Here is a 24263-nt window from a genome sequence, read left to right as displayed (position 1 = left end):
TGGCCATGTCACGCTTATAGCATCGGTGCGGCCTCGTCCAGATAGCTCACCAGGATCTTCAGAACTGTGATCTGGAAATTCAACTGAGTGACACCATCATGTTGTCTACGCCTACCTCCACATGGTCGGTCTTTCGGAAAGGGCTTCGCGGCCGATCTGTTTGAGGTGGTCGGGCGTCGTCTCACCTCCGATGGCGGCTTCCAGAAGCTTCGAGGCGACGTAAGTGCGGGCACCGGTATCATGCGGAGAAAGGCTCTCGCAGACCTCGTCGAGGATCGCGCGCAGAAGCGCGGTGGTAGCGGCATCCAACATTTGGAGATCTCCCCCTCCCTAGTGAGAAAGATAATGCACATTTCGCGTTTCGCGGTTCAAGTGTGTTTGATCGGGTAAGAAATCTGCGACTGCCGCGCCCCGCCACAGAGCGGTCTCCACCTTCTCTTTCTGCTTCTCCCAACGCACGTTTTCTCGGCTCGTGCCGGTGTTCGATTGCGGCGTGTCCAGCCGCGATCGCGCTTACGTTTCGATGGATTTCACCGCATCGATGGTGCGCTTGTGCTGGCCGGAGAAGTCGCCGTGGCCGCCATCGGCAGATCGCCAGATGATTAACGTTGGCATACGCGAGGTACCCTTTGGGAGGCGAACTCGCCGACCCCAGCAAGGAGAACGGAATTCATAATTCCATATGTACGATCTCAATCGGCTCGTCGCCGAGACCGTGAGAGAAATAGCCTCTGCCCAGGCTTCTGAACCCATGCTTTCGGTAGAAGCCCTCAGCATTAATCGTCACCTCGAGCCCTATTGGCCCGCTATGGCGCGATTCCAATCTCCAAAAGGCGCCGCCCGGGTCCGAGACCAGCTACGTCAGGCAAGATAAATAATCGAGTTACTTCACCAGGCTCGGCGTCGACAAATCCAACCACAACACCGTCGTGCTGACACACGGTCATTCGTCCGTTGGCGATGAGTTGTTCGTAAAATGCCGGCGTACGCTTAAGCATCCAATTCTCGATTTGGTTCCAAGAATAGGACGACCCTGCAAGACCGGCGATTGACGCTTTCGTAATGTAATAAACCGCCTCCGCGCTTCGGTGTGCGCGGCTCGGAAAGAAAGGTTGCCGTCGGCTGTCATTAAGAAGCTGGCTCCAGATCGTCTCTCACGCGTCATCGACTTTTTGAATTGGCTACGTCTCAATCGGGTGCGGCAAGAGCGACAGCACGCCTCGCCCATAGGCGGGTGGGCCGGATCCGGATTTCTGATCGACTAGCGCCACAGGGGTGGGAACGTAGATCGCGCTCCCAAATTCAATTTGCAGAAAGTTTCGACAGGACCGTCTTCATCGCCTGAGATGGCCGGCTAATACGTCTGTCATACCGTTCCGCGAGGTCCAGTAGTCTCTTTCTGATGAAGGGGTCTGCCTTGTCCGCTAGATCGCGAATAATCCGAGCCCGGTCCCTCAAAAACTGTTCGTCCACGAATTCACCCATTCATTGCAAACATCAGTATTTCTGAGCTCATTCCGTCGTTTGGTTGTGAGTAACGCTAAGGATTTGGCAACGGCAGTATCACGTTGTCGATCAGACGTGTCGAGCCGACATAGGCTGCGGCGCATAGTGCAGCGGTACGCCGCAGAGGACTCTCGGCTGGCTTGAGCGTATCAGCGTCGACAAGCTCAAGGTACTGCAGCCGATCGACTGTATTCAACTGCTCCCTTGCGATCGCAATCAGCTGTTCCGCGTCGCGCTCTCCTGAGCGAAACTTATCCGCTGCGGCGAATAGCCCACGGCTGATGGCAAGAGCGCGCCGACGTTCTTCCTCGCTTAGATAGCGGTTGCGACTGCTCATCGCGAGTCCATCCGGTTCCCGTACAGTTTGTGCGGTGATGATCTCAATTGGAAGGTTGAGGTCAATTGCCATGCGGCGCACCACCGCGCATTGCTGAAAATCCTTTTGTCCAAAAAACGCGACATCGGGCTGCACCATGTTGAACAGCTTGCCAACGACAGTCGCCACCCCACGAAAATGCCCAGGCCTGAAAGCTCCGCACATTGGTTTTGCGAGCTCGCCCGGTTCGACGAAGGTCTCAAATTGAGCCGGATAGATCTCCTGTATATCCGGCGCAAAGACGATCGCAACGCCGGCATCGCGACACAGCTCTTGATCGCGCAGGAAGTCGCGCGGATAGGTGCTGAGATCCTCATTTGGCCCGAACTGAGTGGGATTGACGAAGATGCTAACTACGGTGACGTCGCATTGCGTCCGGCTGGCCGCGACCAGCGCCAGATGGCCGTCGTGTAGATAGCCCATCGTCGGTACAAGTCCGACGCGTCTATCGGCGCTGCGAACCTCTGCGAGCGCGCGACGAAGCTCTGCGACCGTCGTGATCGTTTGCATGTTGTGATTTACATCAGGTTGGATTGGAGGGTGTCCAGTTCGCGACCGTGTCGCGAAGGCCTTCAGGAAGCCGATAGGACTCTTGCGATGTCGGGAATGCACCGTTGCGGACATCGGCTGCCCAACGCGACAGGGCCTCCTGTAACAACTGGAAACCATTGGCATAGGCGCGAACAAATTTGGGGCGATGACCTTCAGTCAATCCCAGCACATCGTGAAAGACGAGCACTTGGCCTGAGCAGCCAGGACCCGCACCGATTCCAATGGTCGGTATCCTCAGGGATTCGGTCGCTCGCGCCGCGAGTTCAGCCGGAATACCCTCCAGGACGAGAGCGAAACAGCCGGCCTCCTGTAGACGGTGGGCGTCATCGAGCAGGCGCAAGGCGTCATCGGCCTTCCGGCCCTGCACCTTGAACCCACCCATGACATTGACGCTCTGCGGAGTCAGGCCGAGATGGCCCATCACAGGAATTTCGCAATCGACCAGGGCGCGCACCATCTCGATACGCTTGGCACCCCCCTCGAGTTTGACAGCGTCGGCACCGCGCTGCAGGAACCCCCCGGCATTGCGTATCGTCTCCTCGGGACTGAGGTGAAAGCTAAGAAAGGGCATATCGGCCACTAGCAGGGCACGGGGCCTTGTACGCGCAACAGCCTCGAGATGATGGTTCATCATCGCCATGCTGACCGGCAGCGTGTTGTCGAATCCAAGGCAGACATTGCCGACGCTGTCGCCAACAAGGATGATATCCACGATCGGATCGGCGATGCGTGCTGTAACCGCGTCGTAAGCGGTGGTCATCGCGATACGACGCCCCTCCTCCTTCCATCGCTGCAGGACCGGAATCGTGACGCGTTCTACAGGCGGCTCTGAAATGTGGCTCATCTTAGATCCCGATCCACCCCCGCATGCTTGGAGTCGGCGCTTCCTTGGGAAGGCGAGAGGAAGCTGTCAATGGGGAGAGGAAAAAAGGAAATTACCTCTCCAGGGTCACGGACAGACGCATCAAAACCTCCAATGATTGCGCGATCATCAAATAAGAACTTCTCAGCCGTTCTTATGCGGAGCGGCTTTGGGTCACGCTGGCGCACACCGCGCGACTCAGCCCAGCTTAAGCCGAGGGAGGTCGCTCAGCCGCGGACGGCTCGTCGGCATGCGCGGCTGTGTTGATCCATGACATCGAGGCCGCCCCAACCTGAAACCACAACGAAGCCGCACCCAGCAAGGCTGCGAGCCCAAGAGGAACGAGATCTTTCGCGTCGAAATCAGAATCGGCACGCGCTGTAAGGTACGGGAAGGCGATGTCCATTAAGTGACAGCGTCGGTAGCAATCGTAGTTGCAATATTCTCTCCGCGTTACCACCTCTCGCACGTAACCCGGACCTAAGAACCGAGAACATTCGGTGCAGGTTCTGTAGCCGCGCGGGGTCCTTTGATTCACGAGTATAAATTTCATAGCGTGGTCGCCATGTATTAAGCCGCTCGCAACCAGCGAAACCATTGATGGTCGGCCTCCTGCCGCGCCTTGAAGCGGTCGACGCAATTCTTGGAGCAAAGGGCCGTTCGCCAGCAGTAATAACGGATCAGCCCGAACCTTCCACCGCATATCGCGCAGCACCTTACTGAACCGCGGTGCGAACTATGAGAGCTGTTGCGCATTCCTCGCCTCCTGTCGGCATTAGGTGAATAGCCCCTCTTTCTTCGCTGCAGCACCTTGCCCGCACGTGAAGTGCGACGCTGGCGATGCCTAGTCTCGCGGCTGTGCGGACACCGGGCGCAAGAGTTTGAGCTCTGAATTGCGCCTCCTTGGCAAAGCGGCACGCTCCATCGGGGTGCTTCGCCGGCCAAGTCTTAATTGTTGACTGTAACGATATTTCCATCTTGATTAATGCAATGAGTCGCGTGTTGACGCTTAAATGCCGCGTGCGGGCGGCTTTGCTTGACGGAATTCGACTGTCGCCGACGGGCCGCGTACAGCAACTCATCTGCAGCTATCAGGGCCACCTCTTTGCCTTTACGCGGTTAAAGGACGGCAATCCGAAACCCGACGGTCGAACCTTGGGTTCCCGCTCGCTATACACGCCAAGCGCGCCTTAAGCTAGCGCATCGGCGGCATCTCTGATGCCGACGTAGATTTCATCAAGATCTGCCCCTGTGACGCAATATGGTGGCATTACATAGATTGTATTGCCGAGCGGGCGCAGCAGCAGATTTCGGTCTTTAAAGAAAGCCTGAAGCTTCGGACCGACGCCCGCGAGATAGCCTGCATCCTTCGTTTTCAGATCGAGTGCTGTAATCGTGCCGGTCCGACGGACGTTTGCAAAGCGCGGGTCGGCGCGGAATGGCTCAATTGCCTGCTCTTGCATCGTGGCGACCGACGCCACACGTTGGCGAGATTCCGGATCTTGCCAGAGATCCAGGTTGGCCTTTGCCGCGGCGCAGGCCACAGGATTTGCCGTATATGAACTCGAATGAAAGAACGTACGCGTCCGATCTTTCGAATAATGCGCGTCGAAAATATCAGCGCGGCAAAGTGTCACTGCGAGCGGAAGCGCCCCTCCCGTGAGGCCTTTCGAATAGCAGGCGATATCGGGAGTGACATTGGCCTGTTCGCAGGCGAACAATGTTCCGGTGCGCCCCCAACCTGTCATGACCTCGTCGGCAATGAACAGGACGTCCGAGGCCTCGCAGATCCGCTTCATCTCTCTTAGCACCCAGGCTGGGTACATCAGCATTCCGCCCACCCCCAATATCAGAGGCTCCACAATAAAAGCTGCCGGAATTTCGTTTCGACATGCAGACTCGAGCGCATCGAGCGTCGCCTGTTCATGACCTCTCGTCGGGAACGGGATTGACGTCACGTCGAACAGCAGGGACCCATAGGCCGCGTTGAACACGCCACGGGCACCGACCGACATCGCCCCAACCGTATCGCCGTGGTAAGAATGTTGCATCACGACAAGGCGTATTCGCTGTTTCCCGATATTATGCCAATAGCCGAGTGCCATCTTCAAGGCGACTTCCACACTGGCTGAGCCACTGTCAGAGAAGAAGACATAGTCAAGACCAGGGGGTGCGACTTTCAAAAGCAGTGCGGCAACCTCCTCAGCCGGATCGTGAGTGTAGCCAGCGAAGATGATCTGGTTCAGCTTGCCTGCCTGGTTCTGAATGGCGCTGACGATATGTGGATGGCAATGACCATGGGTCACGACCCACCAGGATGAGATTGAGTCCACGATTCGACGACCATCCGCGGTGTGGAGATAAGCACCATCGCCGCGGACAACCCTTGTCATCTCGTCATGAAGGGCGTGTTGCGTGAACGGATGCCAGATTGGCGACCTCGTCTTTGGCGTCATCTCTTGAAATCATCAGCACGGAACGAGGTTTTGAACGCGGCCTGCAGCGTGTCTGCCGTGAGAGGCGAAAGCCAGGGTAATCGCCCTAACCAACGCACCCGCCCGATCTCGCGAATTGCAGTCTGAATCTCAGCATTTCTTTCGCCGATGAAGGCAATCCCAAGAATGGGGATCTGGCGCTTTCGCAGAGCCTCTATCGACAGCAGCGAATGATTGATGGTGCCCAGTGCCGTGCTCGCGCAAAGCACGACTGGAAGCCGCCACCGCTCGAAGACATCAATGCAGAGTGTCTCGCCACTCAGCGGGACCATCAAGCCGCCAGCGCCCTCAATCACTAACGGTCGCTCCCCGGTGTCCGGCACATCGAGCAAATCTGGCTCGATGCGAATTCCATCAATTTCGGCGGAATGATGGGGCGAAGCGGGCGTTTGAAGGCGATAACGCTCCGGCACGATGCGATCGGACGAGAGATTGCCCAGTCGCGCGACGAGCTCAGTATCGGTCTCTCCTTCAAGGCCGGCCTGAATCGGTTTCCAATAGCTCGCGCCAAGAAGATCGGCGAGCCCCGCAGAAAGGACCGTCTTCCCGATGCCGGTATCTGTGCCTGTGACCACGATCTGCTGACTCATTGAGCTTCACCTCTCGTCTCCTCGAACAGAGCATCGAGCATTGCACGCACGTCATCCTCCCCAGCGTTGAGCGTCAGTGAAATTCGCAAACGGGCCGTGCCCGCCGGCACGGTCGGCGGCCGGATTCCGCGGATATCGAAACCGCGAGCCTGCAATGCGGAGGCAAGTCGGATCGCTCGTGCGTTGTCGCCAACGATATACGGCACGATCTGCGAGGCCGAAGGACTTCGCCAACCGCGCAAACCCACCTCCCGATGCGTGAACGCGACCAGCTTGGCCAGACGCTGCTGCCGCTCAGGTTCATGTTGCAGGATGAAGAGTGCCTCCCGCACGGCAACAGCCATCAGCGGTGAGGGTGCGGTGGCGAAGATAAAGGGACGGCAGCGATTGATCATGAAGTCGCGCAGCACGCCGGAGACAGTGACAAGCGCACCAGCTGCACCCAGCGCCTTGCCGCAGGTATGAACGACCAGGAGATTTTCGCGCCCTTCATAGGGGGCGGTGAGCCCCCGTCCCCGCTCGCCGTAAACGCCCGTGGCATGAGCCTCATCCACCATCAAGAACGCGCCGTACCGGTCCGCGATCGCGACCAGGTCTTCGAGCGGTGCGAAATCGCCATCCATGCTGTAGAGACTTTCGACCACGATCCAGACGCGGCCCGTTCCGCCCTCCGCCCGCCAGTCACGAATTGTGTCTTCGATCGATTGGGGATCATTATGGGCGCTTATCCGAAACTCGGCACGGCCAGCGCGTGCGCCTTCATGAATACTGGCGTGCACCAGAGAATCGAGAACAAGCAGATCGCCCCGCTGCGGCAGCGTTGTTAGGACGGCAAAATTTGCGACATAACCGCCACCAAAGAATAGCGCCGTCTCAGCCCCAAAGAACTGAGCCGCTTCTTTTTCGAGAGTTTCGTGTTCCTCGCAATTGCCGCGCAGAAGCCGCGACCCGCCGGCTCCGATCGGTGTGCCGGCCTCGAGCGCGGCGGAGACAGCCTTTTTCATCCGCGGCGCGCTCGCGAGCGCCAGATAATCGTTCGACGCAAAATCGATGCCCGCGCGCGGCTTGAGGCCACGCAGCCGGTTGTCTACCTTCAGGGCATGCAAGGCCGCGACATAGTCGCCAACTTTGGCCGTGTGGATTGAATTCATTCTTCACTCGCAAAGTAGCGGTCGATCTCGCGAAAGTTCTGATGGCCGCAAAGAACAAAGCATCGGGCTCTTGGCTTTCAACCTGACAAGATGCGATTTCTCGGTCAACCACCACAACGCGCGGTCTGAAGAGTTTCGCTTCCGCTTCATCAAAGGAGGCATATGCAACGATAATAATTTCGTCTCCGGGCATCGCGAGTCGCGCAGGCTCCGTTCAAATCTATGGTGCCAGATCCGCGGGGGCTTCCTCCACATAGGCGGCGAAGCGCGCTCCGGCTTCGATGTTGTAGTTTCGACGCGTTCGTTGATCAGGAATCCTGCCGCATCCAGCAGCGCACGATCAATCGAAATTGAGCCATCACTGTGCAGATCGGCTTCAGTCACCGAGGCGCGAAGGATTTTGCCTTTCATCAACGCAATCTGCATTTCTCACCTAAACCGGAGTTTGCGCACAGCGTGCTCGTTGAGCTGCTTCAATCAGGCAAGCCCGGACGTGACGCCGAGCCGGTCCAGTAAATTCGCGTCGCGGTCGCGCCGCGGGTTTTTGGTGGTCAACAGCACATCGCCGATGAAGATCGAATTCGCGCCGGCCAAAATGCACAGCGTCTGCTGTTCATCGGTCATATACTTCCGTCCAGCGGACAACCGCACGACACTCTTAGGCATCATGATCCGGGCGGTCGCGACCAAGCGCACCAGTGCGATCGGATCGGGACGCTCCGCGGTGTCATTGACTGGCACGCCCTTAACCTCGTTCCACAGGTTAATCGGCACGCTTTCCGGATGGCTGGGAAGATTGGCGAGTAGCACGAGCATGCCGAGCCGGTCCTCGACGCACTCACCCATGCCGACGATACCGCCACAACAGACCTTGATGCCGGCGTCGCGCACGTGTGCTAGTGTGTCGATGCGATCTTGCAGGGCGCGGGTGGTGATGATCTTGTCGTAGAACTCGGGCGAGGTATCGACGTTGTGATTGTAGAAGTCGAGCCCGGCCTCGGAGAGCCGGGTGGCCTGCTTCGACGTCAGCATGCCGAGCGTGACGCAGGTTTCCATGCCAAGGTCTTTAACAGCGCTGATCATGTCGCAGACCTGATCGAGATCTCGGTCTTTCGGACTGCGCCAGGCCGCGGCCATGCAGAGGCGCGTCGCGCCAGCGTCCTTGGCGCACTGGGCGGTGGCGACCACTTCGGCGCGATCCATCAGGCGGGTGGCTTTCAGGCCGGTGTCGTAGTGCGCGCTCTGCGAGCAATAGCCGCAGTCTTCCGGACAGCCACCGGTCTTGATGCTGAGCAGGCTTGCTGTTTCGACGTGGTTTGGATCGAAGTTCTTGCGATGAACGCTCTGCGCCTGCAACATCAGGTCGGCAAACCGCAGGCCATAGAGTGCTTCGGCCTCGGCGCGCTGCCAGTCATGGCGGACCGGCGCGCTGTTGCCCCCGTCATTCAGTTCCACTCCCGTGGCAGCAACCATAAGTCTCGCCTTCCTTATAATAGATAATCTTGGCGATTATCTATAATGTGGCCGCCCGTTCCTGCCTTCTTTGCCTCTCCAACATTAAACATAACCGTATGCCGACGCCCAAAGACCGCGAAAGTCTGCAGGGATTGCAGAAATCCTGCAAAGCGAGTGGGCCTTATGCCGATCATCGACGGAGAGGCAATGATAGATAATCTATGATGACTGACGAGAACACGACAATCGCGGTGCGCATTGCGGAGTCAATCGGTGAGCGCATCATCAGCGGCGCGCTGCAGCCAGACGTCCCGCTCCGGCAGGATCATGTCGCGCGGGAATTCAATTCCAGCCACGTCCCGGTGCGCGAGGCTTTTCGGCAACTGGAGGCCCGACACCTTGTCGTCGCTGTGCGCCGTCGCGGTGTGCGGGTTGCCCCGCTCGACACCAATTCAGTGAAGGAGATCGCCGAGATGCGTGCTGCGCTCGAAGTTGTCGCGTTGCGCAATGCAGCTCCAATACTCACATCCGCCCATTTGGCTCGGATCGAGCTCGCCCTGATTGAAGCAGACAATGCCCAGACCATTCAGGAGTTTGAGACGGCCAACCGCGCCTTTCACCACGCGCTGGTGGCGCCCTGCGCGATGCCGCGCCTGCTCGCGAGCCTTGACGGACTACAACTCGCAAATTCACGATTGGTGTTCGCGATGGCGCGAAGTGTCGGCTGGCGACCACGGTCCAACCAGGATCACCGCCTGATTCTGCAGGCACTGCGAGCGCGCAAGGTCGATCAAGCCTGTAACCTGCTCGCACGCCACATTCAAACGATTGAGCGCCTTGCCCTTCCCGCTTCCTGAGCAGAAACAGGATCGGATGAGCTTCGTTGAAAACCGCAGACCATCGCAAGGGCGTCAAACCACCGACCGCCTTGGCGAGCGTTGCGGCGGCCTCGATCCTAAGGTAGTCATGCGACCTACTTCCGAAATCACTAACGGCTATCCATGATTCGTCACATCGTCTTGTTCACCGCCAAGGATAAGGCCCATATCGACCAAATCATCGAAGGCCTATCGGTACTCACCACAATCACACATGCACGCCGGCTCGAGGTTGCTCGCAATCGCAAGACCGACGAGCTCGGCAACGATGTCGACGTTGTGGTCTATGGTGAGTTCGACAACGAGACGGAACTCGCAGCTTACAAGGCGCATGATCTGTACCAGGAATCGATCAGGCGGGTACGACCGCTCCGGGAGCTACGGTTCGCGGCGGACTACAATGTATCAACAGATGCGCGTTTGGCCTCAACGGCAGCGAAGAGCCAAGTTACTCGGCGCACTGTGTCCACTGGCGGGGGTTAACCTGACAATCGATCTCAAGAGCTTGCGGGTCCCAGACGAGCGTCGCTCTCGTTGGGGTCGGGATTACAATCGGAGCACGCCTCATAGCACGCCCATCGGTGACTGACAGTCCCATGCACGTCCGCGAGCTGCAGTGGATTGAGCCGGTCACAGCGATGCGATGTCTCGCGCATCGAGCACACCTCACGTTTTTCGATAGCGCAGCAAGGCATGAGTTGCTCGGGCGCTACTCATATCTGACCTGCGACCCGTTCAGCACCTACATCGTCGCGGACGGACAAGCGAGTTGCAACGGAGAGGCTCTCGAGGGCGATCCATGGGAAATCCTTCGCACCCTGCTCGCCAAGTATCCGCAAAAGCATCGTCCTGATCTCCCGCCGTTCCAGGGAGGCGCGGCCGGCTTCCTTGCTTACGATCTGAACAGGACTCTGGAGCGATTGTCGGCGCCGACGATTCCCGGTCAGCGTTTGCCCCAATCCATCCTCCATTTCTATGATGTGGTAGTCAGCTACGACCACCATGACGATAGATGCTGGGTCGTTTCTACCGGATGGCCGGAGCAGGATCCCGCACGTCGCGCCGAGCGCGCACGCCGTCGGGCCGACGAGTTTGCAGCATTGCTTGCGGGCCCAAAGACGTCGGGGAACGACTCCCCCGGCCGAGCCGCCGCATGGCATTCGAACTTCAGCCGTGAGGGCTACATTGCGGCGGTACAGCGCGTCATCGACTTGATTCTGGCTGGAGAGGTCTTCCAGGCTAACATTGCGCAGCGCTTCAGCGCCCGCCTGTCGACCTCATTTGATCCTCTTGCCTTCTACTGCCAGCTGCGGTCATTGAACCCGGCACCCTTTGCAGCCCTCCTGCGCTACGGCAAGCTCACCATTGCATCGAGCTCGCCGGAACGATTCCTGAGGCTTGACGGACGACAGGTCGAGACGCGCCCCATCAAAGGCACGATCGCGCGTTCTGCTGATTCCAAGGAAGACCAGCGTCGCGCTGAAATCCTAGTCGCGTCCGAAAAGGACCGTGCCGAGAATACTATGATCGTCGACCTCATGCGCAACGATCTGTCGCGCGTTTGCACCCCACATTCGATCGACGTTCCAGTGCTGTGCGGCCTCGAATCCTATGCCTCAGTGCACCACCTCGTATCGATCGTTACGGGTGAACTTGCAGACGACCAAGACGCTATTACCCTGCTTCAAGCTTGCTTTCCCGGCGGCTCCATTACAGGGGCGCCAAAGGTGCGATCGATGGAAATTATCGCGGAAATTGAGCGTGTGGCGCGAGACGTCTATTGCGGGGCGATTGGGTTTATTGGCTTCAGCGGGTACATGGATACGAACATTGCAATCCGCACCGTCACTGTCAGCGATGATCTGGCAGCGTTTCACGTAGGGAGCGGAATAACGGCGATGTCAAACCCCGGGGCCGAATACGACGAGACGATCGCCAAGGCGCAACGCATCTTCGATGCATTTGACGACGACGGTCATGGTGCATCGTGATCCTCATCATCGATAACTATGACTCTTTCGTGTTCAATATTGCCCGCTACTTCCACAAGCTTGGCGAGGCAACCGAGGTGATCCGAAACGACGCCATCGGCGTCAGCGATCTTGCTCAACTCAAACCACGCGCCGTAGTCATATCGCCGGGCCCATGCACACCAACGGAGGCCGGAATATCGACTGCCGTCGTCCGGGAGCTCTCGGGTTTCGTCCCAATTCTTGGGATTTGCCTCGGACATCAGTGTATCGGGAGTTCTTTCGGCGGAAGTGTGAGACGTGCACGCCGTCCAATGCACGGCCGCTCCTCATCCATCGCGCACGACGGTCGAGGATTGTTCGATGGACTTCCCTCTCCACTTCGCGTCGGCCGCTACCATTCCCTCATTGTCGAGCTGGACGGTTCGTGCGCTCCCGATCTCACGGTGACGGCGCGCTCCGAAGAGGGCGAGATCATGGCCCTCGCCCATCGCGAGCAACCAACCTACGGCGTTCAGTTTCATCCCGAATCAGTACTGACCCAGCACGGCCATCTGCTGCTGGCGAACTTCTTGCTGCTCGGATCCAGGCCAAGACCTTCGAGAACGCGTCCTACCTGGTCCGCTCACGTTCCGGGCTCGTGAAGCGCGCCATGAGCGCGCGGCCTCGGCCGCCAACCCGTGACGTAGATGGCGATTAGCCAAAGCACCGAAGCATGGGAAAGCGCTTCTTGAGTTCTTCTCCACCGGCCCTGGCGCCGTCTCTGGTTGCCAATTCGCGCTTGAGAGTCGGCCATCCACCTCAAGCGCGAAGATTCAGCGAGCTTGAGCTCGTCTAAGATTTCGTGATCGACCTGATCCGACGCAGCAGAGAATTGGCATACTCTTCGCGCTCGCGCATGAAGCGCTCTTGCTGCGCTTTGAAGCTCTCGACCCGTTTTCGGATATCATCGCGTTCGCTGCCGCCATAGTCGGGCAAGCTGAGGCAACCCGGCTCGACAACTTTTTTCGGCAGAGAGCGGGGCCGCTCGATCTCCACCTCCAGCGACTTGGCGAACGCCATCGTTTCAGCGACGAGCGCGTCGAGTCCCTTCATCTTCATTCGCCTATCCCTGAAAAAGGCCGCCGACAATATCGCCGGCGGCCTTCCGGGTTTAAAATGCGTATCGTGAATGAATGCAGTCCAGCCCCGGCAGCCAAGATCCTAGACCCAAAACGCGTCGTTTTCTAGTTTTGCCGTTCAGGAAGCTTAACGCAGGTCGACGCGGTTTCCACTCGGAACAGGATGCGGGGTCCGGAACAGATTACGGCCGCCCTCCTTTCAAATCATGTGCAATCGGCCCCGACATATATATTCGGATGGCTTGCATCAAAGCGCGTAATGGTATTGCCTCGCCGTGGGTCAGCCATATCACGACAAGTGCAAGAGGCATTCATCAAGATCAACCGGCGGTGAAGCGCGGCGTTACATTGTGAACTGGACGTTTGAGTTAGTGAGAGTTCCAAATGACAGATTGTGTGATTGTCCGGGCCCACGGGAAGCAATTGGATCACTTGCGCGAAGAGGCGTCGCGCATTGCACGAGCTAGCAAAATCGACTGGTCGATTGAGCGGGGCGACCAAGGGGCGCATTTTTGCTTCGAGAATACCGAGGCAAAGACGGCCTTCATCACGATCTGTAAGAGCTTTGCTATTCCACACAGAGACGCTTAGCAACTGGACCGCGTGCAACGGGTTGGGGACGCCAGAAATCTGAGATCCGCGGAGAACTCTGGCCTCACACCGAATCCGTCTTGATTGCGACGCCGGACTGCAACCACCATTTGCCGGAAAAGCTGCACGAGCCGCGCAAGAATCGCATGGCAAATGCGCTAGTATCGTGTTCGCCATACTTGCTGCTGCGACGTCTCACCTCACCTATGCGACCATCTCCGTTGTAAAGACTCTTCGGATCCTGGCGCTCCTTGTAGATCGGTGCCCCATCGAACGGTGACTCGGAAATTACGGTTCCTAAGTCGGCCCAAATCGATTAGCTCGCGCTACACAAATGGTAACTCTAGTTGTCGCGCTTCGACTGCCCCGACAGCGCGAGGAGCCGATGTGCGCCTCATGATGACGGTGCCTCACATGAGGGCATGGCGGCACTCGATTCAAGCAACCGTTAATGATCCAAAGCGCCTCCCTTCTAACGTCGGCCCCTCCCTCGGGCTGACACTGCGCCGGTGTCCAGTTCGGCTTTGAGGCGAGCTCTCTCCAGCCGCTTCCTGAGTCCTGCAAGCCGGCTAGACAGTCTCGTCAATCCATCAATGCCAAGCTCACCGAAAACGAATTGATCCAGTTCCTCCTGTTGTGCAGCGATGTTCGCGAGACGCTTACGAGCTTTGTCCGTTAGCGACAGCTGGACGACCCGAGCATCTCTGACACCGGGCTTGCGCCGCACAAATCCGACTTTCTCCAGCGCCTTCGAATGTAGCGTGATGAAGGATGGGTCGACTTTCATCAGTTTTGCGACCACGCCGGCCGGAGCACCCCCATCCTTGTCTAAGTCCGTCACCGCCATCAAGATCGCCAATTGTGTTCCACTAATGCCGAGTGACTCGGCTCGGACGTGAAGGAAATCCTCCAAGCAGACGTTGAGGGATCTGATCTCCAACGTTAATCGCCGCACGAGCTCCTGACTCTCAGCAGAGCCATTTCCCCCTTGTGTTGCTTGCTTAGCCAAATGCGGTGCCGCCCAATGTTAGGACCCTGCCCAAAGCTAGTCCGCGCTGACAAGGGCCACGAAACAAACAATTTGTTGGGCGGATCCTGTTCAAGCGTCACGCGGTCAGACTGTCGGAGAATGCCTAGAAGTGGTCCGAAGTATGTGACTCCCAACGAGATCCTCGGTCTACATGTCGGCGGCTACTGCTAACTAACCTATTGGCTTCACCAATGATAGCAGGCAGCGAAATGAACATTCAAAGGAAGACCTCGATCCGTAGTGTCGCGCGCCGGCGCGACACTACATCAGTTACGCTCCGGTCACAGGGCGCGATCTGTTTGCAGGCGATAGCACCTAAACGAGGATGCCCGCCGCAACGCGGCGAACTGTCGCTTCATCTTGCTGGAAAACTGCGCCCTACCGCGAGACCAGCAGGAATTGTGCGCGTCATTCGAATAATAATCTCAAGATAGGCTGGAAAGGGAACGAAGCGGCGATTGCCGATCTCTATTCCTCGCCGCAGAGGTCGTTCATGGGCAGTCATGATCTTGTCTCCAGCAGTTTCCTAGGGCTGACCGCAGCCGGAATTGCGCTACTCTGCTCGAGCTTGCTTGTCTTCGTCTTCACATGAAGTGAGCCGTCGCTCGTGTGGCCCCTCTCTGCTCATCCAGTTGATCGGCTGGACGGACTGCTTCCCTGGGATTGGAGGCTGGCATCAGCGATCGCCGCTTGAGCTGTGTAACCATGCACGTCAGCAAGGTTCGTCACGTTACCAGCATCAAGCGTGTTGCCGAGGAACTTGGCGAGGATGAAGACTGGCTGCCAGACGTCGCCAATGAAATGGAGATCGAACATGGCGCAATCTGGGTCTATGTCGCCGGCGAACATGGCATGCAGGCCTTAACTGACTTCGGAATCGAAAACCTGATCGAACTCGTCCGGATGTATAGGAAAGCCCGGAGCCGCCTAAGCGCTCGCCGCCAGAATAATCCAATGAGCCCGCGGTCTACGCGGGGATGCGCACGCCCAAGTCTCCCTCGAAGACGTGCTCTCCGACGCCAGCCGATCCTCAACGCACATCGCCCCACCGTAAACGGCACAACCTTAAGGTTGGATAATCGGATAGGTTTAGGCTGGGATGTGTCATGAATGCTGCGATAGCAGGCTTTGGAGCCGGGCCCGTCGTGCGGCTTTTGAAAAAATATATCCGCTTTGCGCGCGGGGCCGACGACCTGACAGTAGCCGAGAAAGTCTATGCGATCGCCGGGTTTTTGGGAATTGTTACGACCTTTCTTCTGATTATGTCTATCCAGACCGTGCGATTGCAGAATTCCTATCGTAATATGCAGGCCTCCTCCGCTGCTGCGGCGATCAATTCCGGACTGGTCAACGCATCCATCTATGCGATAGTGATGGATTCACGCGGCATCTACATGTCCACCGAACGAGCCAAGGTGAAAGAGTTCGCGGACGGAATCCTCAAGCGCAACCACGAGCTTGCGGAGGTGATGAAGGGCTGGGAGCCTACGGTCCGTTCGGAAGACTTCGAACAGTTCGCAGCCCTCAAACGGCGCATTGCCCAATTCATCGATTTTCGCCAGGAGTTGGTGCGCCGGGCCCTTGACATTAGCCCCGCAGCCGCCCGCGAGTTTGGGGACACCGAGGCCAGCAGCACGGTTCGCAGCAGGCTGAATGCGGATCTGGAAGCGTTGCAGCGCGGCTACAACGAACGCATTCGCGAAGCAGATGGGCTCGCCGAACAGAATCGCTATGCGGCATGGTACCTGTTCATGCTGGGGTTGGCGGCGCTGGTGCTTGCCGCGCTCAATGTTCTCGTGATCCGGGACTCGGTGCTGGCGCGGCTCCTAGACATTGCCCAGGCAACCGATCGTATCACGACCGGGGACATCAGAAGCGAGGTGCCGCACCTGCGACGCCAGGACGAAATCGGCCGCCTGGCGCGCGGCGTGCGGAACTTCCGCGATGCTGTCGCTCAAGTTTTTGAACTCGAACAACTTGAATTTGACCTCAGCAAGCAGCGCGACGCCGCGATGGCCGAGCGCGACGCGTTCAACGACAAGTACCAGGTCAAAAAGTGGCAGCTCTCCGCCGCTATCAACAGCATGCCGCAAGGCCTCATCATGCTCGACGGCAAGGCAAGTGTGATCGCAATGAACAGCAAATATTGCCGGATGTATAATCTGCCCGAGACCATCAAGTCAGGGTCCTCGCTCGAGGAGATCCTGCTGCACCGGGTTGCAAGCGGGCTGTTCAGCGGCGACATCAAAGCGTACCTTTCGGCCATTCTCGTTCGCATCGCCAAGAGGGAGCCGGCAGCTTACGAGATCATGCTAAACGACGGCCGGATCGTCAAGATTTTTGAACGCCCTATGGATGGCGGTGGCTGGGTCTCCGTCCAGGAGGACGTCACGGAACAGCGGCAGAAGGAGCGTATTCTCGAGCGCACCGAACGGCTGCTCGCCACGGTCGTCGAGAACGTGCGCGAAGGTATCATCGCCAAGGACGCGCGCAGTCTGCGCTATCTGTTCATCAACAAAGCGGCCGAACAGCAGATCGGCATGTCGCGCAGCGACCTCGTCGGCAAGACCGCGCGCGAATTGTTTTCCCCGGAAACGGCCGAACTGATCGAAAAGCGCGACCAGCAGCTACTTGCGCAAAGCCAGCAGCTCGAGCCTATTGTCGATACGATCTACAATCCAGTTCGTGGCCGCCAGGTCATCTCGTGGAGACGTTTGCAGATTGGCAGCCATGGGGAGGACTCGCACATGTTCGTGAGCATGATCGAAGACCTCTCCGATCAGGTTGGGACCGCCGCCTAGCAGCGCCTTACGTTACCCTCCCGGCAGGCGAATGCGCCAGGCGGATGTTGAAGCCGTGCAGATCGACCTGATTTCTTGCGGTAGCGGCCTGCTGGCAGCCTCGCACCAATAACGGTGGACTGGACCTCAGTCCGGCTTCTTCAATCAGATGCCGAATGCTGAGGACAGCTTTGTCGAGCCCGCGCAATCTCCCCTATGAGGCCGACTGCATGAGAGATGGGACCCTCGGCTTGGAGCGACCTTCCGCCGCAAGGCGCTGCGGACGTCCGATCAAGTAACCCTGCATCTCGTCACAGCCCTCCTCGACAAGGAGCGACATCTGGAGCTTTGTTTCGATCCCTTCCGCAAGAACCGGTACGCCAAGACCGTGGGCAAGCTCGATGACCGCGTGAACGATGGCCAATGATCGCTCGCTCTGTCCGAGCGAGGCGACGAACGACCGGTCGACCTTGATCCTGTCGAGGGGGAATGCCTCGACGTAGGACAAGGAGGAATACCCGGTCCCAAAATCGTCGAGCGCGATCAGGATACCGAGGCTCTTGAGCGATTGCATCGTCTTTTTGGCGCGCGAGACGTTCTCAATCAGGACGCCTTCGGTGATTTCGAGCTCCAGGCGGCTCGGCGCGAGCCCGCTGTCACGCAGCGCCTTGCGAGGTTTTCCCTGCGGAATTGCGCGGCCGAGACGTTGACGGAGATCCTGAAGGGTCGGTCCCACGATGCAGCCTCCCGGCAGGCCTCCATCAGCACCCAGTCGTCGATCTGTGCAATCGAACCGCCTCGTTCCGCGACCGGGATGAATTCTCCGGGAGCGACGATTCCACGCTCCGGGTGCCGCCACCGGACAAGGGCCTCGTATCGCCATCGCGGTGCTGCTGCGGCTGATAATCGAGATAGAGCTCCCCGCGCTCGACGGCGAACCGCAGATCATGCTCGAGCGCGCGACGGTCCTAAAGCTGCTGGTCCATGGCGCTCGTGAACAGGCGGATCGCGCCCCTGCCCTCGTGCTTGGCCCGATAGAGCGCCGCATCGGCGTTCGCGAGCAGAGACACGACGTTGTCCGCATCTCTCCGAAACAGTTCCACGCCGACGCCAGAGATCCAGCTTGAGAGCATGACATCGACTTCGATCGGTTCCTCGAATGCAGTCAGCCGGCAAAAGCACCTGGTCGAATACCGATGAACTCGTCGCCGCCCACCCGCGCCACGTAGCAGCCTTGCGCAGCTTCCTGAAGCCGCCGGGACGTCTCGCGCACGGCATCTCCACTCGCATGACCGAACCGATCATTGATCTCCTTGAAGTGGTCGAGGTCGATGCACATGACAGCGAAGCGGGACCCGGTGCGCTCGGCCCGTTCGACCGCGGCCAAGAGGTGCTCATCCAAGGCGGTCCGGTTGGGCAGCTCGGTCAGAACATCGTGGGAGGCTAGATAGCTGATTTCTCCTGGGCGCGATTGCGCTCGGTGACGTCGAACGCTACGCACGTGCACTGGGCGCCCGTCGTAGTGGGGCGGACGAGACTCGATGGCGACCTAGATGACATCCCCGCAAGCGGTTCTGTGCAGTTCGAATTCGGCGGCGCCATCCGATCCTTCGCACTCGAGCTGCGGCTCGCACATGAGGGGAAGATCCCCGCGGCGGTAGCCGTAGTGTCGGCACATCGCTGCGTTCACAGCGAGCAATTGCCGGGTTGCCGTATCGACCACCCACATGGGCAGCGGATTCTCCTCGAACAGGAGACGGAACGATGCCTCCCGGCGCTTCAGGTCGGTGATATCGATCCGGACGCCGATACTGCCTCCATTGTCCGTGCGTCGCTCCTCCACTCGGATCCACCGGTCGCCCGGGCAGATAGTGTTCGTGGGAGTATCTTGGTAGGCTCATAGTGAGCAAGCGGTTAGCGAGCGATCGCTCCTCTTGCCCTAAAGCATACAATGTCGTGATCAACACCCCGGCGGCTTGTCCCCGTAAGCTGGCGCAGCCGCGCTGGCAATTCGCGGAATCGGGACGATATAAGGCGGCACGGCGCGCCTCCTTCCTCTCCCTCTCCCCGTTCTTACGCGGAGAGGGTCGGGGTGAGGGGCTGTCTCAGCGAAAGATGGTGGGAGCTGGGCTCGTGGAGAGTCCCCTCACCCGATCGCTTCGCGATCGATCTTTTCCCGCAAGCGGGGCGAGGTGAATGACTGCAACCTGAATGAGGATCGAGTGACACAAGCCCAAAAATCGTCCCTGCCCCCTATCGCGCCTCGCCGGCCGCATTCCTTCGCGCTGCACGGGATCACCATGAGCGACGACTATGCCTGGCTGAAGGATGACAAATGGCAGGAGGTGCTGCGCGATCCCGGCGTGCTCGATCCCGACATCCGCGCATATCTCGACGAGGAGAACGGCTACACCGAGAGCCTGCTCGGTCACACCGCGCCGCTCCAGAAGACGCTGGCGCGCGAGATGCGCGGGCGCATCAAGGAGGACGATTCCAGCGTGCCGTCGCCGGACGGGTCGTTCGCTTACTTCCACAAATTCCGCGAGGGCGGGCAGCATGAATTGTTCGGCCGCATGCCGCGCGACAGCGGCGAAAGCCATATCGTGCTCGACGGCGATGCGCTTGCAAAAGACCACACATATTTCAACTTCCGCGGCAGCCGGCATTCGCCCGACCACAAGCTGCAAGCCTGGAGCGCCGACACCAGGGGGTCGGAATATTTCTCGATCCGGGTGCGCGACTGGGCGACGGGGAAGGATTCTGACGACCTCGTCGAGGAGACCGACGGCGGGATCGTCTGGAGCAAGGACTGCAAAAGCTTCTTCTATGTGAGGCTCGACGACAATCACCGGCCCATGCAAGTGTGGCGGCACCGGCTCGGCACGAAGCAGACCGACGACACCCTGGTCTATGAGGAGCAGGATTCCGGCTGGCGCACCCATTTGTACGAGAGCACCAGCGGGCTCTTCTGCGTGATCGCGGGCGGCGATCACGAAACCTCCGAGCAGCGGCTGATCGATCTCGAAAACCCCGAGGCGCCGCCGCGCCTGGTCGCGGCGCGCGAGGAGGGCGTGCAATATTCGGGCCGACCGCGGCGACGAGCTCTTCATCCTCACCAATGCCGATGACGCCATCGACTTCAAGATCGTCACCGCGCCGCTCGCATCTCCCGAGCGCACGAGTTGGCGCGACTTGATCCCATACCGTCCCGGCATCTACATCATCAATCTTGATCTCTATGCCGGCCATCTGGTGCGGCTGGAGCGCGCCAACGCGCTGCCGGGCATCGTGATCCGCGATCTTGCGTCCGGCGAAGAGCACGCGATCGCCTTCGACGAGGCGGCCTACTCGCTCTACACCATAGGCTCCTACGAATTCGACACGACGAATTTGCGCTTTGCTTATTCGTCGATGACGACGCCGTCGGAAGTCTACGACTACGACATGGCCAAGCGGACGCGGGTGCTTCGCAAGCGCCAGGAGATTCCGTCCGGCCACAACGCCGCCGACTACGTCACCACCCGCATCATGGCGAAATCGCATGACGGCGCCGAGGTGCCGGTCTCGATCCTCTATCGCCGCGGATTGAAGCTCGACGGCGCGGCGCCGCTCCTGCTGTACGGCTACGGCTCCTACGGCATGGCGATGCCGGCCTCCTTCAGCGCCAACCTCCTGTCGCTGATCGACCGCGGCTTTGTTTACGCCATCGCCCATATCCGCGGCGGCGCCGACAAGGGCTGGGGCTGGTATCTCGACGGCAAGCGCGACAAGAAGACGAATTCGTTCGACGACTTTGCTGCCAGCGCGCGCGCTGATCGACGCGAAGTACACCAGCGCAAAGCGCATCGTCGGCCACGGCGGCTCAGCCGGCGGCATGCTGATGGGCGCGGTGGCGAACCGCGCCGGCGAATTGTTCGCCGGCATCGTCGCCGAAGTGCCGTTCGTCGACGTGCTCAACACCATGCTCGACGACTCGTTGCCGCTGACGCCGCCGGAATGGCCGGAATGGGGTAATCCGATCGAAAGCGAGACGGATTTTCGCACGATCCTGTCCTACTCGCCCTACGACAATGTCGCGGCCAAGGATTATCCGGCGATCCTGGCGATGGGCGGCTTGACCGATCCGCGCGTCACCTATTGGGAGCCGGCGAAATGGATCGCGCGCCTGCGCGCCACCATGAGCGGCGGCGGCCCGGTTCTCCTGCGCACCAATATGGGCGCCGGCCACGGCGGCGCCTCGGGGCGCTTCAACCGGCTGGACGAGGTGGCGATCGTGTACGCGTTCGCGCTGTGGGCGGCGGGAATGGCGGAGGCGGAGGTCTGACATCTCCCTCTCCCCGTTCTTACGGGGGCGCGACGAGCTTCGCTCGCGCTGAGAGGGTTGGGGTGAGGGACTGCTTCCGCAAAGACGGTGACACAGAGACTCGCGGAGGGTCTCCCTCACTCGGGCTCCGCGCGTCCCGCGCGCATTCCGGCCTCTCCCCGCAAGCGGCAGGGCTATCGCATATGGCCGAACAGGGCGAGGAGGAAGCTGTCGTCCCATCCTGCGCGCTTGATTTTTCGACGTATGGAGGTGGGACCGGGACAAGATCGAAGGATGTTGAGCGCGAGCCTGCGCAGGACGGCGAGGTTCTCGGGAGCATGGTCCATTCTCGCCCGGTTGCCGTCCTCGTCGAAGTTGACGTCGAGCACCCAATGGAGCTGGTTCTCGATGGTCCAATGACTGCGCGTGACCTGTAGCAGTCGCTTGGCGGACATGGACTTGGACAGCAGGTAGTAGCGCACGACCGGCGGTTCGGCACGATTGCCCTGCAACTGCCTGCGCGAGGTGATGCGACCGATTGCAACGACGCCCGGGAAGCCGTGGACGGCAGCCAGGCTGGTATTGCGCATAATGGTTGCTCGGCGCGCTTCGCGCCGATCGTGGGTGGACGGCTCGACCGTCTTGACGGCGCTGCGCTTGCCGGAGCGTGCAAACTGCCCAACCACGGCCTTGAATAGAGGTCCACGGTTGGCCTTGATCGCCAGCACATAGTTGCCACCGCGCTCGAGCACCGTCTTGGCCATCGCGCGATGGCAATGCAACGCGTCGGCCGTGACGATGCAGCCTTCGAGGGACAGCAGCGCCAATACCTCCAACGCCCCCTTGGTCTCGTTGCGGCCGGGAGCCTTCTGCTGGGCAAGAGACATGCGCGCCTCCACCGCAAAGACGTTGACCAGGTGCAGAGGCTCGTAGCGCGAACCACGCTCGAAGGCGCCCCGCAGCGCCTTGCCGTCGACCGCGACCACTCCGGTGAGATTGAGCCGGTTGGCCTTGGCAAACGCCGCCATGAAGCGCCGGAACGCGGCTTCGAAGGCTTCCGGCTCGAGCAGACGGAACACGCGACTGAAAGTGTCGTGGCTGGGAATCCCGTGCTCCAGGCGCAGAAACAGCCGAAGCAGGTCTTCCTTGGCCTGTCCGAACTCCGCCATGTCCGAGCAGGTCTCTGCTCCGCACAGGACCGCCGCCAAGGCGATAACCAGTACCTCCAGCAGATCGTGTCGTGCGTTCGCCGCACGTGGGTCCGACAACCGCCGAAAAGCCTTCTTGAACTTCCCCATGCGACTCCCTCCGCCTTGTGGGAGTCGCTCTCAGAATCCATCCTGCAAAACAACGCAATAGAGCCCGCAAATCCATATGCGATTCCCCTGCCGCAAGCGGGGAGAGGCGAAAACTCACACCGCGCCATGCGCCTCGACGTAGAGGGCGTAGATGGAGTGGCTGCTTGCCATATAGAGGCGATTGTTCTTGGGGCCGCCGAAGCAGAGATTGGCGCAGCGCTCGGGCAGCTTGATGAAGGCGAGCGGCTTGCCTTCGAGGCAGAACACCATCACGCCGTCGAGATCATCGGACCTGAGCTGGAAGACCTTGCGGCCACCGACATCGGCGGGTTCGGATTGCAGCGCGCCGTTCGAGCCCCAGCCACACCAGAGATTGCCATCGCGGTCGACGCGGAAGCCGTCGAGCGCGCCCTGGTCGGCGGCGTCGATCAGCTTGCTCTTGCCGCTCAGGCTGCCGTCATCAGCGACGTTGTAGCTGCAGATGCTGCGGTTGGGTGTGCCTTTCCACTCGACGATATAGAGCTTCTTCTCGTCCGGCGAGAATGCGAGGCCGTTCGGATTGACGAGGTCGGTGACGACGGCGGTGAGCTTGCCGTCCCTGGCGATGCGGTAGACGTTGGTGGTGGCTTGCTCCGCCTTCTCCTTCTTGCCTTCCCACTCGCCATTGATGCCGAACAGCGGATCGGTGAACCAGATGCTGTCGTCGGACTTCACCACGATGTCGTTCGGCGCGTTTAGCCGCTTACCCTCGAACTTGTCGGCGAGCACGGTGATCTTGCCGTCCTTCTCGGTGCGGGTCATGCGGCGCGTGACGGAACGTTCGCGGCTGACGAGGCGGCCCTGGCGGTCGCGCGCATTGCCATTGGCGTAGTTGGCGCTGGCGCGAAACACGCTGGTCTGCCCGGTCTTCTCGCCGGACTTCATGATCCGGTTGTTGGGAATGTCGGAAAACAGAAGATGGCCGCCTTCGGGGAAATAGGCCGGACCTTCGGCCCAGCGCATGCCCGTCGCGACCTGCTCGAGCGTCGAGGAATAGAGCCGGTATTTTGCGAAGCCGGGATCGAGGATCTGGACGGCGGGATCCGGGTAGCGCTGGTTGGGCGTGAACGGGAACGACTGGGCGCCGGCGGCGCGAGCGAGAAGCGCGGAAGCGGCAGCTGCACCAGCGCCGGCCATGAGATTGCGTCGTGTCGGATTCATTGGAATTCCTCCCCTGCTTAAATTGAGACCGGCGCTTGCGTTACGCCGGCCTGTTTCTCGATGTGAATCGTCCCGGCGGACGGCCTAGCCCAACTTTCTCAACTC

At 59.6% G+C, this 24263-nt stretch carries 19 protein-coding genes and 3 pseudogenes; 6 read left to right on the top strand and 16 right to left on the bottom strand.

Going from position 1 to position 24263, the window contains the following annotated elements; translation table 11 throughout:
- Positions 1–111: 111 nt before the first annotated feature.
- From FXB38_RS38315 to bioB, 8 genes and pseudogenes are all read right to left on the bottom strand, one after another.
- Positions 112–312: a hypothetical protein gene (locus FXB38_RS38315; protein WP_148756111.1), complete on the bottom strand. Its 201-nt coding sequence runs from the start codon at positions 310–312 to the stop codon at positions 112–114.
- A 1228-nt stretch (positions 313–1540) separates the two neighbouring features.
- Entirely contained in the window at positions 1541–2392 is an 852-nt protein-coding gene (gene panC / locus FXB38_RS38300) for a pantoate--beta-alanine ligase (RefSeq protein WP_148756109.1), read from the bottom strand.
- A 13-nt stretch (positions 2393–2405) separates the two neighbouring features.
- Positions 2406–3278 (bottom strand): 3-methyl-2-oxobutanoate hydroxymethyltransferase, encoded by an 873-nt coding sequence (gene panB, locus FXB38_RS38295; RefSeq protein ID WP_148756108.1) that lies wholly within the window; start codon positions 3276–3278, stop codon positions 2406–2408.
- A 1208-nt stretch (positions 3279–4486) separates the two neighbouring features.
- Positions 4487–5752 (bottom strand): adenosylmethionine--8-amino-7-oxononanoate transaminase, encoded by a 1266-nt coding sequence (locus FXB38_RS38285; RefSeq protein WP_148756106.1) that lies wholly within the window; start codon positions 5750–5752, stop codon positions 4487–4489.
- Positions 5749–6381 carry a dethiobiotin synthase gene (gene bioD, locus FXB38_RS38280; RefSeq protein ID WP_148756105.1) on the bottom strand — a complete coding sequence of 211 codons (633 nt, stop codon included), beginning with the start codon at positions 6379–6381 and terminating at the stop codon, positions 5749–5751. Before bioD ends, FXB38_RS38285 begins: the two co-directional genes overlap by 4 nt.
- Positions 6378–7532, bottom strand: a complete 1155-nt coding sequence (locus FXB38_RS38275; protein ID WP_148756104.1) for an 8-amino-7-oxononanoate synthase — start codon at positions 7530–7532, stop codon at positions 6378–6380. Before FXB38_RS38275 ends, bioD begins: the two co-directional genes overlap by 4 nt.
- A gap of 97 nt (positions 7533–7629) precedes the next feature.
- Positions 7630–7958, bottom strand: a pseudogene (gene panD, locus FXB38_RS38270) (aspartate 1-decarboxylase); the annotation flags it as partial.
- Positions 7959–8009: 51 nt separating this feature from the next.
- On the bottom strand, positions 8010–9005 hold the full coding sequence (gene bioB / locus FXB38_RS38265; RefSeq protein WP_148756103.1) for a biotin synthase BioB: 996 nt from the start codon (positions 9003–9005) through the stop codon (positions 8010–8012).
- Positions 9006–9208: 203 nt separating this feature from the next.
- Here bioB and FXB38_RS38260 point away from each other — a divergent pair, with 203 nt between their 5' ends.
- The 4 genes from FXB38_RS38260 to FXB38_RS38245 all read left to right on the top strand — a co-directional run bounded on the left by FXB38_RS38260 (position 9209) and on the right by FXB38_RS38245 (position 12479).
- Positions 9209–9844, top strand: coding sequence for a GntR family transcriptional regulator (locus FXB38_RS38260; RefSeq protein ID WP_148756102.1), 636 nt, complete (start codon positions 9209–9211; stop codon positions 9842–9844).
- A 144-nt stretch (positions 9845–9988) separates the two neighbouring features.
- Positions 9989–10348, top strand: coding sequence for a Dabb family protein (locus FXB38_RS38255; RefSeq protein WP_148756101.1), 360 nt, complete (start codon positions 9989–9991; stop codon positions 10346–10348).
- Positions 10349–10461: 113 nt separating this feature from the next.
- Positions 10462–11856, top strand: coding sequence for an aminodeoxychorismate synthase component I (gene pabB, locus FXB38_RS38250; RefSeq protein ID WP_187435441.1), 1395 nt, complete (start codon positions 10462–10464; stop codon positions 11854–11856).
- Positions 11853–12479, top strand: coding sequence for an anthranilate synthase component II (locus FXB38_RS38245; RefSeq protein WP_148756099.1), 627 nt, complete (start codon positions 11853–11855; stop codon positions 12477–12479). Before pabB ends, FXB38_RS38245 begins: the two co-directional genes overlap by 4 nt.
- Positions 12480–12669: 190 nt before the next feature.
- On the opposite strand, the gene FXB38_RS38240 is transcribed toward FXB38_RS38245, so the two are convergent.
- The 3 genes from FXB38_RS38240 to FXB38_RS44965 form a co-directional block, all read right to left on the bottom strand.
- Positions 12670–12930, bottom strand: a complete 261-nt coding sequence (locus FXB38_RS38240; protein WP_246230450.1) for a hypothetical protein — start codon at positions 12928–12930, stop codon at positions 12670–12672.
- A gap of 1089 nt (positions 12931–14019) precedes the next feature.
- On the bottom strand, positions 14020–14406 hold the full coding sequence (locus FXB38_RS38230; protein ID WP_246230448.1) for a MarR family transcriptional regulator: 387 nt from the start codon (positions 14404–14406) through the stop codon (positions 14020–14022).
- Between the two features lie 795 nt (positions 14407–15201).
- Positions 15202–15426, bottom strand: a complete 225-nt coding sequence (locus tag FXB38_RS44965) for a hypothetical protein (RefSeq protein WP_187435440.1) — start codon at positions 15424–15426, stop codon at positions 15202–15204.
- 257 nt (positions 15427–15683) lie between these two features.
- Here FXB38_RS44965 and FXB38_RS38215 point away from each other — a divergent pair, with 257 nt between their 5' ends.
- The gene (locus FXB38_RS38215) at positions 15684–17378 is read left to right on the top strand and encodes a PAS-domain containing protein (protein ID WP_148756094.1); all 1695 of its coding nucleotides are present in this window, start codon (positions 15684–15686) and stop codon (positions 17376–17378) included.
- A 193-nt stretch (positions 17379–17571) separates the two neighbouring features.
- On the opposite strand, the pseudogene FXB38_RS44210 reads toward FXB38_RS38215, so the two are convergent.
- The 3 genes and pseudogenes from FXB38_RS44210 to FXB38_RS44200 form a co-directional block, all read right to left on the bottom strand.
- Positions 17572–18173, bottom strand: a pseudogene (locus FXB38_RS44210) (EAL domain-containing protein).
- Between the two features lie 349 nt (positions 18174–18522).
- Complete coding sequence (locus FXB38_RS44205; protein ID WP_246230446.1) at positions 18523–18858, bottom strand: diguanylate cyclase; 336 nt, start codon at positions 18856–18858, stop codon at positions 18523–18525.
- A gap of 48 nt (positions 18859–18906) precedes the next feature.
- Positions 18907–19200 (bottom strand): PAS domain-containing protein, encoded by a 294-nt coding sequence (locus tag FXB38_RS44200; RefSeq protein WP_246230444.1) that lies wholly within the window; start codon positions 19198–19200, stop codon positions 18907–18909.
- A gap of 379 nt (positions 19201–19579) precedes the next feature.
- Here FXB38_RS44200 and FXB38_RS38205 point away from each other — a divergent pair.
- Positions 19580–21681: pseudogene (locus tag FXB38_RS38205) on the top strand (S9 family peptidase).
- A gap of 173 nt (positions 21682–21854) precedes the next feature.
- Here FXB38_RS38205 and FXB38_RS38200 read toward each other — a convergent pair.
- Both FXB38_RS38200 and FXB38_RS38195 read right to left on the bottom strand, forming a co-directional pair.
- Positions 21855–22958: an ISAs1 family transposase gene (locus FXB38_RS38200; RefSeq protein ID WP_148756093.1), complete on the bottom strand. Its 1104-nt coding sequence runs from the start codon at positions 22956–22958 to the stop codon at positions 21855–21857.
- A 114-nt stretch (positions 22959–23072) separates the two neighbouring features.
- Positions 23073–24158: an SMP-30/gluconolactonase/LRE family protein gene (locus tag FXB38_RS38195; protein ID WP_148756092.1), complete on the bottom strand. Its 1086-nt coding sequence runs from the start codon at positions 24156–24158 to the stop codon at positions 23073–23075.
- Between the last annotated feature and the right edge of the window lie 105 nt (positions 24159–24263).

Source organism: Bradyrhizobium cytisi (genome assembly GCF_008123515.1).
Taxonomy (GTDB): Bacteria; Pseudomonadota; Alphaproteobacteria; order Rhizobiales; family Xanthobacteraceae; genus Bradyrhizobium; species Bradyrhizobium cytisi.
Note: the sequence above shows the minus strand (reverse complement) of the source record. Positions and strands in the feature narration are given on the sequence as shown.

What these genes read in the sequence shown, in the direction of transcription:
- bioB (WP_148756103.1), bottom strand. Translation starts at nt 9,005, where the DNA reads ATGGTTGCTGCCACGGGAGTGGAACTGAATGACGGGGGCAACAGCGCG.
- FXB38_RS38255 (WP_148756101.1), top strand. Translation starts at nt 9,989, where the DNA reads ATGATTCGTCACATCGTCTTGTTCACCGCCAAGGATAAGGCCCATATC.
- FXB38_RS38285 (WP_148756106.1), bottom strand. Translation starts at nt 5,752, where the DNA reads ATGACGCCAAAGACGAGGTCGCCAATCTGGCATCCGTTCACGCAACAC.
- pabB (WP_187435441.1), top strand. Translation starts at nt 10,462, where the DNA reads ATGCACGTCCGCGAGCTGCAGTGGATTGAGCCGGTCACAGCGATGCGA.
- FXB38_RS38260 (WP_148756102.1), top strand. Translation starts at nt 9,209, where the DNA reads ATGATGACTGACGAGAACACGACAATCGCGGTGCGCATTGCGGAGTCA.
- FXB38_RS38215 (WP_148756094.1), top strand. Translation starts at nt 15,684, where the DNA reads ATGAATGCTGCGATAGCAGGCTTTGGAGCCGGGCCCGTCGTGCGGCTT.
- FXB38_RS38200 (WP_148756093.1), bottom strand. Translation starts at nt 22,958, where the DNA reads ATGGGGAAGTTCAAGAAGGCTTTTCGGCGGTTGTCGGACCCACGTGCG.
- panB (WP_148756108.1), bottom strand. Translation starts at nt 3,278, where the DNA reads ATGAGCCACATTTCAGAGCCGCCTGTAGAACGCGTCACGATTCCGGTC.
- FXB38_RS38275 (WP_148756104.1), bottom strand. Translation starts at nt 7,532, where the DNA reads ATGAATTCAATCCACACGGCCAAAGTTGGCGACTATGTCGCGGCCTTG.
- panC (WP_148756109.1), bottom strand. Translation starts at nt 2,392, where the DNA reads ATGCAAACGATCACGACGGTCGCAGAGCTTCGTCGCGCGCTCGCAGAG.
- FXB38_RS38195 (WP_148756092.1), bottom strand. Translation starts at nt 24,158, where the DNA reads ATGAATCCGACACGACGCAATCTCATGGCCGGCGCTGGTGCAGCTGCC.
- FXB38_RS38240 (WP_246230450.1), bottom strand. Translation starts at nt 12,930, where the DNA reads ATGAAGGGACTCGACGCGCTCGTCGCTGAAACGATGGCGTTCGCCAAG.
- FXB38_RS38315 (WP_148756111.1), bottom strand. Translation starts at nt 312, where the DNA reads ATGTTGGATGCCGCTACCACCGCGCTTCTGCGCGCGATCCTCGACGAG.
- FXB38_RS44965 (WP_187435440.1), bottom strand. Translation starts at nt 15,426, where the DNA reads ATGTTCGCCGGCGACATAGACCCAGATTGCGCCATGTTCGATCTCCAT.
- bioD (WP_148756105.1), bottom strand. Translation starts at nt 6,381, where the DNA reads ATGAGTCAGCAGATCGTGGTCACAGGCACAGATACCGGCATCGGGAAG.